Genomic DNA, 13,702 nt, shown 5'->3' with positions numbered 1-13,702 from the left:
TACACCTGCACAGGTATATTCTACTAATATAGTAACCTGTCCTGAAATGACTATAAACATATCATCAATACTAGAAATTTGCTCATCTAATTTAATATTCGCCAATAAAGGATGTTTTTCTGCATGATTCCCATCAAAAAGGGAGGCAATAACGACGTTTATAACGTAATTCTCTACATAAAAAAGCCCCGGCAAAGCCGGGACCACATAAAACCTCTTATCGAATACCTTTCATCTTCCGTTGAATCATCGGAGAGATGACAAACATCAGGAATGCACACAATATGGCGAAACCGCCGATTGTGCCAAAGTAAAGCATTTCCGTTTCTGCCGTATACAATTTGACGATCTGCGAGTTCAAGGCCTGTGCTACCGCATTAGATAAGAACCAAAGACTCATCGTTTGGGCGGAAAAGGCAGCCGGTGCGAGCTTTGTTGTTGCAGACAATCCAACCGGTGACAGGCAAAGCTCCCCTAATGTAACGACCAAATAGCTTAAAATCAGCCAATAAGGACTTACAAGTGAATCCGTTCCGCTTAAGTATCCTGGAATCAGCATCACGATAAAGGAGAATCCCGCTAACAATAACCCAACCGCAAATTTCTGCGGTGTGGATGGCTGCCTGCTGCCAAGCCTTAACCACAGCCATGCGGCAACTGGTGCGAAAATGATGACGAACATGGCCGGCATCGCTTGCAGGACACCTGGTGGAATTTTCTGTCCAAGCAAGGTTAAATTCGTTCTCTCTAAAGCATAAATATTTAGAAGGTTAGCCCCTTGTTCGTAAATCGCCCAGAATAGAACGGAAGACAGGAATAATGGAATATACGCAAGCAACCGAGAGCGTTCATCCCCAGTCGTTTTCGGGCTTCTGTACATCGTGATAAAATAAACTACCGGTATAATCACGGCTGTAATGGTCACGAGTAAAATAAATCGGTCAATCGTCAGCCAATTAACAGCCGCCAACGCATAAAGAACAACCCCAGCTATTATCACGCCAGCAATGATAGAAATCGCATATTTCTTCTTCTCATCCCCTGCAAGCGGGTTTGGAACCTCATCCCCAAGATGACCGAGATTTTTTTTCTTTGTAATGACATAGACGATAAGCCCGACAAACATCCCTACAGCCGCTGCAGAGAATCCAGCATGGAAACTACCAAACTCATATCGTAATTTCTCGACCACAAACGGAGCCGTGAAGGCACCTAAGTTAATGCCCATATAGAAAATACTGAAGCCGGAATCGCGGCGCTGATCATTCTTTGTATACAGCTCACCGACAATGCTTGAAATATTCGGTTTAAGCAAGCCTGTCCCAAGAATGATAAATATCATACTGATAAAGAAGGCTTCCACACCGAATGGCAGGGATAAAACAATATGACCAACCATGATCAAAATACCGCCATAAAATACCGTTTGGCTTGTCCCTAACAATCGGTCTGCAATCCATCCTCCAATAATACCGGACAAATAGACAAGTGAACCATAAATCGCCACAATAGACATCGCGGTCGCCTGATCAAAGCCTAAACCGCCCTTTGTCACTTCTGCATATAAATAGAGAACCAAAATGGCCCTCATCCCATAATAAGAAAATCGCTCCCAAAACTCTGTAAAGAATAACGTAAATAGCCCCTTAGGATGCCCAAAAAACCCGGTGTTTGGAATCCCAGGAACTCCTGCTGTTTTGTTTTGGTTCTTCAAAAAATCCCTCTCCCTCTATAGTAATGGTACAAATACATTTATCCATTATAGTACAAATTGACGGATAAATCTAAATTGACACTCAAGTTCGATAAGAAAGGGCTATCCCTGCAAGTTTCTTCCTTCAAGCTTTTAGAAGAAAAGAGCAGACTAAAAGCCTGCCCCTTTCATTTGAATATAGTAATAATTTCTTGATGAAAACTAAAACGATTATGATTGTTTCAGGCGTGACCAAACAATCAGCGGAATGAGCAGTAAAGCAAAAAAGCCTCCCGCAAGTGAAAGCACAGCATAACTGGAACTTGCCATAACCATTCCCGAAAGCACTCCTCCAGAAGCCCCAGCTAAGGCAATCAAAACATCCACCGTCCCCTGAGTCCTTGCACGGCCTTCAGGTGTGGTTGAATCGACAATCAATGCCGTACCGCTGATTAAGCCAAAATTCCAGCCTAACCCAAGCAGACCCAGCGCAATCATAAGACCAGCCATTGAGCCTGCCGGTGCCATAGTAGCTGTCACACCTGCTGCTAATAATGTAACACCTGATGCGATTGCCATCACTGTCCGGCCAACCTTATCAACCAGAACACCTGTCACAAGAGAAGGTAAATACATGGCGCCTACATGAATCCCAATGACCAATCCGACCTGACTTAAATCATGTCCATGATGCTGCATATGCACCGGTGTCATCGTCATGATAGCCACCATAATAATTTGCGTGAGCACCATGACCCCAGCCCCCATCATGATCCCTTTCTTATTAGATAAAGGCTGTAGCTGCTGTTCAGATAAAGGACTGGATATTGTCCTTTCTTTCCGTTCAATCGCTCTTGCCACAATAAAGGGATCTGGGCGAAGAAAAATGAATAATACCAGCCCTGCCATCATATAGGCAGCCGCTGCCAGAATAAAGGGCCCCGCAAGAGCAGGCACTCCGATGGACGAGGCAATATCCCCCATCACCTCGACCAAATTAGGGCCGGCAACCGCTCCAAATGTCGTGAAAACCATCGCAATGCTCACGGCCGTTGCCCTCTGTTTAGGCGCAGCTAAATCTGTACCAGCATAACGAGCCTGCAAATTCGTTGCTGTACCAAAACCATAGATTAATAAGGAAACACACAATACCCAAATATTATCCATCATCGCCGCAATAATGACGCCAGCGGCACCTAGACCGCCGGCTGCAAATCCGGTGGCTAACCCAAGACGCCTTCCATACCGTTCTGAAAGCCTTCCGACTAGAAAAGCCGCCAAAGCTGAACCAAGCGTAAACAACGCAGTCGGCAACCCCGTAAAGCTGTCAGTCCCTAACATATCCTGCGCTAAAAGGGCTCCAACCGTAATGCCAGCCGCCAATCCAGCGCCACCGAATATTTGAGAAAAGACAACAATGATCAGCGTCTTTCGATAGAGCGTTCGCTGTCTTTCTGGAGAGCTAACATAACTTTGCAGATAATCCACTTGAAATTTAGATCGATCCATCTTTCTTACCATATAGTACCTCACAATAACCAAAGAATATTAAAATCGCCGTCAAATCATGAAAAGTCTATAGCAGACTAACCACTAGTTTGATTGTCTCTTTCTTCCATTCATTTAGCAATACTCATGAAGAACTTAATAACACTCCTATTCAGCCGAGTAACGCCAATCGTGAATCAATAAAAAGAGCCCATCCAGTAGATAGGCCCTCTCTCAAACTTACTTTTTCTCTGTCTTCACCTTCAGCAAAAATCCTGTTCGATCTTCCTTGATCATCTTCTCTACTTCATTCTTATCTTTTAGATTATAGCTTTGAATATGAGAGTCTTTAGAAATCCGATAAGCTCCCAGTATATACGTTTTACCTAATTCCAATTCAATCTTTTCAGCATCGACAGCTTTTTCCCATCCGTATGCAGAGCCTGAGTAATCAAGTTCTATCTCTTCCGACTTTCCTGATACCCCAGGTCCGTAGACTACAACTATCGCTTTTTTTTCATCATAATGGACAATCCCCATACCTAGATGGCCCTTTTCGCTCTTCTCAGGACTTTCACTAAAAGAAATGCCCCCTGCTTGCTCTGTACCCATCTTCCCATCCTTATATTGCTCCGTCCAGATGGTCACCTCAGTCTCATCCGCGTCGGCCCATGTGAGATCAAAATCAAGTACCTCTCCAAGGTGTAAATCCTTGAATGTCTTTACATACTCCGAATTCTCATTAAGCTTAACAGTCGTCCTCCCGCTTGCCTCTGACACATTACACCCAGAAATCACACCTGCTAACAACAGCAACCCAATTAAAACAAACCAGTTCTTCTTCAATAGACTCCCCCCTGCCATTCGTTATTCGCACATATCCATGATGATTTCCTTTATATATTCCCTACTAAGTATTGATAGTCCTTTTTCAGTTAGGAAAAACATCTGCAAACTCCCCGCCAAATACTTGCGTTCAATCCCATTAAATAAAAAAGGATCACAGACAATTATGCCTGCAATCCTTCAACCCCTTTACGGAATCATCCCGCGTATAATAAACAAAATCACGATAATCAGCATCGTAATCAATACTGCTGCTAAAATACCAAAGAGCCTTCCCCGTTCTCGCCCTCTTCCTTTTCTTGTCAAAAAGAAATAAACGAGGAGGAAGATTGCCACGTAAAGAATAATATCCAAAATCATCATCCTCCTTCCAAGCGTTAAGCAATTTCACCAAAGATGTGAATATACAACTTATACCCTTCTTTCTGAAGATAATCGTCTATTTCCGTCAAAATAATCCATCAGTAAGTTTGATGTATACAAAAAGAGCCCTCATCACACATGAGAGCCCTTTGTCATTATTCGAAACAAGCCTGTCTTCTAAACCCTTTATAAATTCGCAAAGCATCCTTTAACAATACGTATTCCTCAAGGGATTTGGAAAGGTAAAGCCGTTCATATAAACGGCTTACCTGCTCATTTATCCCTTCCTCCTCTGAACGAAAAATCGTATCGAGTTCTTCAAATATTTCCCCAAACAGCTGGACATCCACATCCTCCTTCTGCATTCGTAAGAACACTTCATAGATTGCATGATTCAAACGGCGTTGAGCAGCAAGAAATCCATCCATTTCACTAACCTTAAGCATTTGATTATTCGAACGGATTCTTTCCTCCATTAAGGTTGAAGCAGCAAACAAATGATTGATTGTGTGGGCATTATTTCTTTCGTTTAAATAAATATAAACCTCGCGCAGCAATTCCTGAGAAACCTTTTTATAATCCTCCATTAAGTCTCTTGTCCCCTTCTCAATCCCATGCGGCAGAATAAAACGATTGGCAAGCATGCCAATCCCTATTCCAATGAGTACAAGGACAATTCTCCTCATTGTCAGAACAGTTGGATCTCCTGATGTGAGTGCAGCCGATCCAAGAGCAGAGATGGTAACCGTCAAAACGACATTTCGGTATTCTACCGCATAGCTATTCAAATAGCCGGCCAGCATAACCAAGAACGTTCGCATGGTCGTATCCTGAAAAATATTGAATGCTACAATAAAGATTGCTGCCCCCATAAAAGTTCCAATCAATCGTTCCTTAAAGCGATATTTTGCCGCCTCATAATAAGGCTGCGTAACAGAAAAAATCGTGAATATTATCCAGCGTCCTTCATGAATATTGAAATAATCAACCATAAAAGCAGCTGCTGTGATGGTCATTCCCAAACGCAACGCGTATGTAAATCTAGCTGAATCTCGATTAATATCCTTAATTAATTGATAACCGTTCCGATGTCCCTCTGGAATTCCAATCACCTTTTCTACCTTGTTCAGCTCAGAAGGCTTACTCGTATGGAGGTACACCAGTAGTTCACGCAATAGCGTTAATGTACTGATGATTTCCACTATGTAGGCAGTGCCATAGTCCTCAAGGGCTTTATTTAAGCGATTCAATGAATCATCAGACAAGCCTGTCCCATGCTTCATATAATCCTTCATCTGCCCCAATTCAAGCTCCAATGCCTTTAAGACTTCGTCTGGGCAGTCATGAACATCCGCACGACTTAACATCAAATGCAGCTTTTCAAGACAGACAGAAATCTTCAATCGAACTCTGCCCTCATGAGTCAGATAATAACCCTTGATTCTTCGGAAATAAATCACCTTCCTGAACTCATTGATGTCTGATTGAATAGCGGCATCCAGCTCTTGATCTGACTGGTGGTCACGAATCCGGTAGATCTTTTCCTGTAAATGATCACAAACCTGCAGAAAATAGCGATTACCCCGTTTAGATAATTTCCTCCTGTTAAACAACCATTGCACCAGCATGATAAAGATGGCTCCAGCAGCCAAGGAAGAAAGCCTTAATGGGAAATCCTCCAGCGGTACCGGATTGGTCAGCAGAAACAAATATTGCAGCCCGACCGCAATATGGATAGGTCCTTTAATGTTCGAAGTAAAAAAGTATCCAACCATAAACATTGCGAAGAAGTTAATCGGCAGCCCTATCCATGGGTTCATGACAGCCAGCTGACTGAAAACCCCCTGGGATAAATTAAACGCCAAAAGCAGCAATAAACTCTTCCACGGAGACACAGTAAAGTCCCTCTGTAAATACATAAGCATAGCTACTACTGTCGTAACCCCAATCAGCACATTCTCCTGTCCAAAGACAGTCTCAAAGCCTGTCACAAACAAGAGCACAAAGATAAATATCATGGTTTTCGATATGATCAACTGCTTCATCTTTTCCCATCCTTAATTCACTAATTGTTATATTAGAATATTAAAAAATAGTATACCCTATTATGGACAAAGAAAAAAAGAAGCTGTGAGATGGCTGGCTATCAATAAAGATTCATCCTGCCATACACACCATCGGAAAACCCGACAAAAACAAGACAAGAAACTTGTCCAACTTTCGACATAATTTCCGATTGGTTCAAACCTACTGTTGAATAGGATAAAATAACTGAATATTCAAAACAAGAGGTGTATCGTTTGAAAATCTATGGCAATTCATCTCATAATATGACTGGAATAAAATTTCCAATTTCGACAGAATGGAGCTGATGTACATGAAGAAGTTGTTTGCAGGCATGATGGCAGTAGGTTTCTTGTTGGCTGGTCAAAGCGCTTATGTATTTGCAGAGGATGATCGAAATTGTGGAGACTTTTCCAGCAAGGAAGAAGTGATGGCATTCTGGTATGAGAATGGGTACAGTGCTAACAATGACCCTCATGACTTAGATCGTGATAATGATGGGTTGCCATGCGAAACGAACAAAGGTGAATATGATGCATATGTTGCATCTAGAGAAGAAGAAAAAGATGAAGGAGCTGCAGCTGATTCTCCAGCAGGCACAGATTCCGAATCTACTCAAACAGAGGGAGAAGCATTGCCTGATACAGCCACTGATAATGTTACCATGATGGCCGTCGGTGCTGCACTCGCTGCTGCAGGCGGTATCCTCGCACTTAGAAAAACCAAATCAAAGGCATAAGAATGGCCTCCTTAGCATGGGGTGAATCGTGGCTAGTAGAATCGCAGGTATAGTACTATTGATTGCAGGCATATACACAGTGTTGACGAATTTTGGCAGCTGGCAGGAAAGCCGTGCTTCTATAACACCATTAACGAAACAGGAGATGCAGAATTATGAATCTCAGCAAGCTCAGCCCGCCAAGATAGATACGGCAGCCTCCCAGGAATATGAGCAAGGAGAAGAAGTCGCCACCTTGATCATCCCAAAAATCCAGCAAAAGTTCACGGTTTACTGGGGAACAGATGAAAACACATTGGGTAAAGGGGTCGGCATGTTTGCAAGCAGCCTGACTACCACACCAGGCCAAGGACACACAGTTCTAAGCGGTCACCGAGACACAGTCTTTGCCGGCCTTGAACAATTAGAGACAGGCGACAAACTAATTGTGAGCTATGAAGAACAGCCATACACGTATATCATCGAAAAAATCTGGATTACCGATGAGGATGACCGGACCGTCATTGTCGAAAAGAAGGAACCGACACTGACCCTCACAACCTGTTATCCCTTCACCTACGTCGGGAACGCCCCTGATCGCTATATATTGCAAGGAAAGCTCCTCTAAAAGGAGCTTTCTCTATGAATAAACCCTATATAGGGGTACCGTTCTTTGTCTCCAAATTGTTGCATCTTCTTTCTACATCTAACTGTTCTCCGTCAGTTGATATTCAATCCCTTATTCTTATTGCCTTGTCTCCTGAGCATTTCCGAATGGCTGAATCCCCCATTTGTTTAGTCTCCGAATATTCTGCTCCTTCCACAGGATATTGACCCGCACCACTTTTCGTTTTTATCAATACATTAATCAGAAGGACACAAGAATTTAATCATGTTCCATAAAAGACAAAAAGGAGACTGGCCTATTTGAAGACCGTTGTGTTTATAGAGACTGCTAAATCAGGCTCAAGCAGAGAAGCTATTCAAGCTGCAGATGAACTTGGTTATTATACAGTGTTGTTCACTAAGCGTTCCTCCTTTCTAGAGAACCCGAGCGAGTTTCAAGATGTACACTATATGAGACTGGTTAATTTAGATAATATTCATGAGCTTCGTAGAGAAATTCAATTACTACGAGAGAAAGGATTAATCATTGAATCGATTATTAGTTTTATGGATTCATATTGCTATGTCGCTTCTTTATTAGCTGAAGAGTATCAAGTCAATCCTTTTAGTACTGAGGCTATTGGAAATATGAAAAACAAGCTATACTCACGAAAGATGTTAGCGCAAAGCCCCTTTGTACCAAAATACTGGGTACTCAATAATGAATCATCTATAGATGATTACTTAAGTGATATGGCACCTAACTTTCCACTAATAATGAAATCACCTCAATCAACCAGCTCTAAGGATGTTTTTCAAGTAAATGACGATAACCAGCTGCTGCAGGGGCAGCGTGCACTTCTTAAGAAATTTCCAGACCAGCCTTTTATTATTGAGGAATATTTACCTGAACCTCAGTATCTCGTAGAATCAGTTGTCGTTGCTGGTAAAGTAAACATCGTCGCCATTTTCAGGCAGGATATCCAGCACCAAAAACGGTTTATTGTAACAGGTTACAGCCTGCTGCTCGATTCCAATGAAGAATTGTACAAGTCAATCACCTCTGCTGTAGAAGACATCATTAAATTACATGGATTAACAAATGGGCCTTGTCATTTGGAGCTTAGACAAAAGAATGATACATGGAAGCTAATCGAAGTTAATCCAAGGATATCCGCAGGTGCCATGAACGAAATGATTGTTGCCGGGTATGGGATTAATCTAGTAAAGGAAACATTGAAATTAGCCCTTGGAAGAGAGCCGGATTTTACAAAAATATTTGAGAAACATCTCTTTACTCAATATATAACCATAGAAGATAGTGGTGTATTAGAGAAAGTTACCGGACAAAATCGTGCAAAGCGATCTCCAGGCGTGCTTAACGTTTATGTAAGACCGCAAAAAGATGCTTATCTTCACCCGCCCTTATCCATGGGCCATCGATACGGCTATGTAATGGCAACAGGAGAAACAGAGGCAGAAGCTATCCAAAACGCGAAGAATGCAGCCGCAGAAATTCAATTCTCCCTTCTGCCTATCGATAATGCTGAAGAAGAGCGATTTGATCGTAGTCTTGATGCATATACCTACGATGAGCCAGATAAGAGTCAATCATCAGAATGACAGTAAGTTCAGCCGCAAAAAACAGTAAAGTTAATATAACTTATTCGTAAAAACTAAAAATGTAAACTATGGCATGATTCTCTTATTTATTTGATGAGAACCTTCAACTTCTCTGTGTTATTAAGGCAATAGGTAAGACAGAATAAAAAAAGACTCTCAACCGAATTAGTTGAGAGTCTTTTCCCATAAGGCTTGGCAACACCTTATGCTGGATACCGGTGGTCGGGGTCGAACCGACACTCCCGAAGGAACACGATTTTGAGTCGTGCGCGTCTGCCAATTCCGCCACACCGGCATAAGTTGAACGATTTGTTCAATGGATTAAATGAAAAATCCTTATATTAATATACCGATAAAAAGGTCAAATGTCAATATCATTTTTCAAAGAAATGAAAGGTTAGCCAAATCGGTAAATACTGACTATATTGACTAACCCACCAGCTATCGGCCAAATTACCAATCGTAGTTTTATCCCACTTGATGTTTTCTCGCTAAGTACATGCAATATTGAATCATGTTTTTAACTACATCCATTTCCAAATAAAAGGTAGGCGGGCAGCCTGGCCGCCAGTTTACTTCATAAATCCATATTTTCCCGCTATCATCAAGACCGACATCTATACCTAATTCATCGATGACTTCATTGAATGTATTGATTTGGATATCATCCATATGATGTGCTAATTGGAGTGAAAAGACCTCTAAATACCGTTTAATATTAAAATACTCATCACCATACTCCTGTTTTAAGAATGGTACTAAATAATTCATGGAGCCTCCGCTATTAATATTTGAAACGATTGTTCCGCTTGCCCCTATTCTAGGGTAGACCGAGGTAATTACCCACTTTCCTTCTCCATTCTTTTGTACATGTAGGCGAAAGTCATAAGCTTGTCCATTCTTTGTTTTACATAATATATATGGTTGAACGATGTAAGTCTTTTTATCAATTTCCTCCGTCAATAAATCTCTAAGTTCATCGTAGGTCATCTTGATTGTCTTTGTACCCTTCAGTACCCAAAATTCATTTCCCACTCGTTCAATCATCAGAATTCCTTCTCCCTTTCTTCCATTCTTCGGTTTAACGACAACTCTTCTGTAGGTACCAATGTACTGAAATAACACATTGATATCCACTAAAGTTTCCGAGGGAATTAAGTATCGGGAGAATTGTTCTGCCTTTTTTAACCTCTCATATACCCGCATCTTATTACCTATAGAATGACTTGTAAATGGAATAGTGTCTTTTAATTTATCAATAATCTCTTTACTATTTGCAAGCTTGACCGGGCTTCCAGCATTATAAATGACATCTGGAAATGCAGTGACTCTTTCCACCCATTCTCCATTTTCAAATACCCAGCCACGAATAGTGGAATCCTCAAATTGCACCCTGCGAGGGGAGAAATAGACGAACTCAGCACCTTCCGCTTGCGCTATTGCGGCATAGGCATAAGATTTAATTACCTTACGTGGATCTCGTCTATGATGAAGCATACCAATCCTTATCAAATTCAAACACCTCTTACATACGAATTCTGATACTTAATCCAAATCAGAATACGCAACAACAGCTTTAAAGGTAACGGCTCCAATCCAATAAGAAGAATAATCCCCTAAAAATAGCTGTTTCTCAAGGAACTGACTGTATACATCCCTTCAACAATCACTTGAACATTTCAACAGAAAGAAGTGAATAGATCAGTTTTAGCTGCATTATTCAAGAGGTGCTGTTCCCTTCCTTAGGTAGCGGCGAATATACCAACGGAAGAAAAGTATGTTAAATACTATTTTGAACTGAATTATTTCTATCCTGACAATATCTTCGTTAAATAGCCGTGTCATATTGTTAGCCTTTAGCCTTAAAAAAAGGAAATCACCTTTATTTAAAGGTTTATGGCCCACACAAATCCCACCTTTTATTAATACATTATTAGGACCGACCAAGTACAATCAATCTCGTTCCTTCATGGACTTAAAAGGAGTCTGGACATTTTGAAAACCGTCGTTTTTATAGAGACTGCCAAATCAGGTTCAAGCAGAGAAGCTATTCAAGCTGCAGAAAGGCTTGGTTACTTTACAGTGTTATTCACTAAGCGTTCCTCCTTTCTAGAAAAACGAAGCGAATTTCATGATGTGCATTATATGAGATTAGTGGATTTAGATAATATTAAAGAGATTCGTAAGGAAATACAAATACTTCTGGATAAAGGATTAATGATTGAGTCAATTATCAGCTTTGTAGATCCTTATTGCTATACGGCTTCCTTATTGGCAAAAGAGCATCAAGTGAATCATTTCAGCACTGAAGCTATTAGAAAAAATGAAAACAAGCTATACTCACGTGAGATGTTAGCATCAAGTCCCTATGCACCAAAGTACTGGGTATTAAACAAAGACTCCTCTTTAGATGAATATTTAAACGAACTTCTACCTAATTTTCCATTAATGATGAAATCTCCGCAATCAACTGGCTCTAAGGATGTATTCCAAGTAAACGACAAGAAACAGCTAATCAAGGGGTATAGTGCACTGCTCAATAAATTTCCAAACGATCCTGTTATTATTGAAGAATATTTGTCAGAACCTCAGTATCTAGTAGAAGCAGTAGTGGTTGCTGGTAAGGTACACATCATTGCGATTTTTAAGCAGGATATTCAGCAGCAAAAAAGATTTATTGTAACAGGTTACAATTTGATGCTAAATCCAAATTATGAATTTCACCGAAAAATTAAATCTGCTGTATTAGGAATCATAAAACTGCATGGACTAACAAATGGACCATGCCATTTGGAATTAAGACAAAAGAATGATAAATGGAAGTTAATCGAAATTAACCCAAGGATATCTGGAGCAGGAATGAACCGAATGATATTAGGGGGATATGGGATTAATCTTGTGGAAGAAACATTGAAAATGGCATTAGGAATAAAGCCGGATTTCACTAAAAAATTTAGAAAACACATCTATAGTCAATATGTAACCGTGGAGGAACAAGGAATACTAGAAAGAGTTACAGGAAAAAATCGTGCCAAACGATCACAAGGTGTACTCTATGTATATGTTAAACCTCGAAAAGGGACTTATCTATACCCTCCTCTATCCATGGGCCACCGATACGCCTATGTGATTGCTACGGGGGACTCGGAAGAAGAAGCCATTCGAAACAGCAAAAACGCAGCTTCTGCCATACAATTTTCTCTTTTGCCAATTGATGAAGAAGATGAGAATACCCTTATTAGAGAAGTTGATGCATACAACTTAGATGAACAGGAGAAAGACAATAGTTGATTTAAACTGTGCTTATACAACCCTATTACTATTGAATAGTTCATGCAAATATGCTATCTAACAATATGACATAGATTTAAAACACTTATCCCGAAGCATTGGAATAAGTGTTTTTAACATTAAAATAAATGTCTAGTTATCATATAATGCCGCAGGGCATAAAACTAGGTTAGCTGCTTGTGATCGACATACACAAAGACATATGACCGGCTTAGCCATTACCGATAAAACAACAACTCTAGTACTATATGTGTGCTAGAATCATTCAAGAAGATAACTAAGGCCCTCATTTCTCATTTGGTCATTAAACCGGGCAATGTAAAGTCAAGATTGCCATTCTCCTTTTCAACTTGCTGCCCAACAATTAGTACAGAACCATAAAAAAGGTCCATAGCATAAAATGCTATGGACCTTAATGTGGTTTGACAGTTTGGCACACTGTCATCTGATACCGGTGGTCGGGGTCGAACCGACACTCCTCACGGAACACGATTTTGAGTCGTGCGCGTCTGCCAATTCCGCCACACCGGCATAATTATGGAGGCGGCAACCGGATTCGAACCGGTGAATAAAGGTTTTGCAGACCTTGGCCTTACCACTTGGCTATGCCGCCAATGATTAAGTTGTTTGGAGCGGAAGACGGGATTCGAACCCGCGACCCCCACCTTGGCAAGGTGGTGTTCTACCACTGAACTACTTCCGCATTTAAATGGCTGGGCTAGCAGGATTCGAACCTACGAATGACGGAGTCAAAGTCCGTTGCCTTACCACTTGGCTATAGCCCAAAGTTTTAATGGGGCGGCTGATGGGAATCGAACCCACGAATGTCGGAACCACAATCCGATGCGTTAACCACTTCGCCACAGCCGCCATATTGGCAGGGGCAGTAGGAATTGAACCCACACTGGAGGTTTTGGAGACCTCTGTTCTACCTTTAAACTATGCCCCTATTATGAATGGTGGAGGGGGGCAGATTCGAACTGCCGAACCCGAAGGAGCGGATTTACAGT

General features: G+C 41.2%; 11 protein-coding genes and 7 tRNA genes. 4 read left to right on the top strand and 14 right to left on the bottom strand.

The genetic code is table 11. From position 1 onward, the window contains the following. The 6 genes from ACI35L_RS01290 to ACI35L_RS01265 form a co-directional block, all read right to left on the bottom strand. On the bottom strand, window positions 1–207 hold a 207-nt coding region (locus tag ACI35L_RS01290; RefSeq protein ID WP_439802072.1), incomplete at its 3' end, for a hypothetical protein. Between the two features lie 10 nt (window positions 208–217). Further along, window positions 218–1,714 carry a peptide MFS transporter gene (locus ACI35L_RS01285; RefSeq protein ID WP_049672052.1) on the bottom strand — a complete coding sequence of 499 codons (1,497 nt, stop codon included), beginning with the start codon at window positions 1,712–1,714 and terminating at the stop codon, window positions 218–220. Window positions 1,715–1,924: 210 nt separating this feature from the next. Continuing rightward, window positions 1,925–3,214, bottom strand: coding sequence for an MFS transporter (locus tag ACI35L_RS01280; RefSeq protein WP_439802071.1), 1,290 nt, complete (start codon window positions 3,212–3,214; stop codon window positions 1,925–1,927). A 207-nt stretch (window positions 3,215–3,421) separates the two neighbouring features. Beyond that, window positions 3,422–4,027 carry a hypothetical protein gene (locus tag ACI35L_RS01275; protein WP_439802070.1) on the bottom strand — a complete coding sequence of 202 codons (606 nt, stop codon included), beginning with the start codon at window positions 4,025–4,027 and terminating at the stop codon, window positions 3,422–3,424. 189 nt (window positions 4,028–4,216) lie between these two features. Then, window positions 4,217–4,381, bottom strand: a complete 165-nt coding sequence (locus ACI35L_RS01270) for a hypothetical protein (protein ID WP_156185652.1) — start codon at window positions 4,379–4,381, stop codon at window positions 4,217–4,219. Window positions 4,382–4,545: 164 nt separating this feature from the next. After that, the gene (locus tag ACI35L_RS01265; RefSeq protein ID WP_049672055.1) at window positions 4,546–6,435 is read right to left on the bottom strand and encodes an FUSC family protein; all 1,890 of its coding nucleotides are present in this window, start codon (window positions 6,433–6,435) and stop codon (window positions 4,546–4,548) included. Window positions 6,436–6,767: 332 nt separating this feature from the next. On the opposite strand from ACI35L_RS01265, the gene ACI35L_RS01260 reads away from it, so the two are divergent. The 3 genes from ACI35L_RS01260 (at window position 6,768) to ACI35L_RS01250 (ending at window position 9,401) form a co-directional block, all read left to right on the top strand. Beyond that, window positions 6,768–7,193 (top strand): excalibur calcium-binding domain-containing protein, encoded by a 426-nt coding sequence (locus ACI35L_RS01260; RefSeq protein ID WP_049672056.1) that lies wholly within the window; start codon window positions 6,768–6,770, stop codon window positions 7,191–7,193. Between the two features lie 28 nt (window positions 7,194–7,221). Next, window positions 7,222–7,800, top strand: a complete 579-nt coding sequence (locus tag ACI35L_RS01255) for a class D sortase (protein WP_231589547.1) — start codon at window positions 7,222–7,224, stop codon at window positions 7,798–7,800. Window positions 7,801–8,099: 299 nt separating this feature from the next. Further along, the gene (locus tag ACI35L_RS01250) at window positions 8,100–9,401 is read left to right on the top strand and encodes an ATP-grasp domain-containing protein (protein ID WP_049672058.1); all 1,302 of its coding nucleotides are present in this window, start codon (window positions 8,100–8,102) and stop codon (window positions 9,399–9,401) included. Between the two features lie 213 nt (window positions 9,402–9,614). Here ACI35L_RS01250 and ACI35L_RS01245 read toward each other — a convergent pair. Beyond that, window positions 9,615–9,696 (bottom strand) — tRNA-Leu (locus ACI35L_RS01245). Between the two features lie 173 nt (window positions 9,697–9,869). After that, window positions 9,870–10,913, bottom strand: coding sequence for a YheC/YheD family endospore coat-associated protein (locus ACI35L_RS01240; protein ID WP_156185653.1), 1,044 nt, complete (start codon window positions 10,911–10,913; stop codon window positions 9,870–9,872). Between the two features lie 483 nt (window positions 10,914–11,396). On the opposite strand from ACI35L_RS01240, the gene ACI35L_RS01235 reads away from it, so the two are divergent. Next, window positions 11,397–12,692, top strand: coding sequence for an ATP-grasp domain-containing protein (locus ACI35L_RS01235; protein WP_439802069.1), 1,296 nt, complete (start codon window positions 11,397–11,399; stop codon window positions 12,690–12,692). 449 nt (window positions 12,693–13,141) lie between these two features. On the opposite strand, the gene ACI35L_RS01230 is transcribed toward ACI35L_RS01235, so the two are convergent. The 6 genes from ACI35L_RS01230 to ACI35L_RS01205 form a co-directional block, all read right to left on the bottom strand. Continuing rightward, window positions 13,142–13,223: transfer RNA gene (locus tag ACI35L_RS01230), tRNA-Leu, on the bottom strand. A gap of 7 nt (window positions 13,224–13,230) precedes the next feature. Next, window positions 13,231–13,305, bottom strand: a tRNA-Cys gene (locus ACI35L_RS01225). A gap of 15 nt (window positions 13,306–13,320) precedes the next feature. After that, window positions 13,321–13,395 (bottom strand) — tRNA-Gly (locus ACI35L_RS01220). A gap of 7 nt (window positions 13,396–13,402) precedes the next feature. After that, window positions 13,403–13,477: transfer RNA gene (locus tag ACI35L_RS01215), tRNA-Gln, on the bottom strand. 9 nt (window positions 13,478–13,486) lie between these two features. Next, window positions 13,487–13,562 (bottom strand) — tRNA-His (locus ACI35L_RS01210). A 5-nt stretch (window positions 13,563–13,567) separates the two neighbouring features. Further along, window positions 13,568–13,641, bottom strand: a tRNA-Trp gene (locus ACI35L_RS01205). Window positions 13,642–13,702: the final 61 nt, after the last annotated feature.

The organism is Pradoshia sp. (assembly GCF_051873915.1).
In the GTDB taxonomy this organism is placed as follows: domain Bacteria; phylum Bacillota; class Bacilli; order Bacillales; family Pradoshiaceae; genus Pradoshia.
This window is presented reverse-complemented; position numbering and strand designations above follow the sequence as displayed.

Bases quoted from the DNA above. Each gene is read 5' to 3' on its own strand.
- ACI35L_RS01260 (WP_049672056.1), top strand. From the start codon at position 6,768: ATGAAGAAGTTGTTTGCAGGCATGATGGCAGTAGGTTTCTTGTTGGCT.
- ACI35L_RS01265 (WP_049672055.1), bottom strand. From the start codon at position 6,435: ATGAAGCAGTTGATCATATCGAAAACCATGATATTTATCTTTGTGCTC.
- ACI35L_RS01280 (WP_439802071.1), bottom strand. From the start codon at position 3,214: ATGGTAAGAAAGATGGATCGATCTAAATTTCAAGTGGATTATCTGCAA.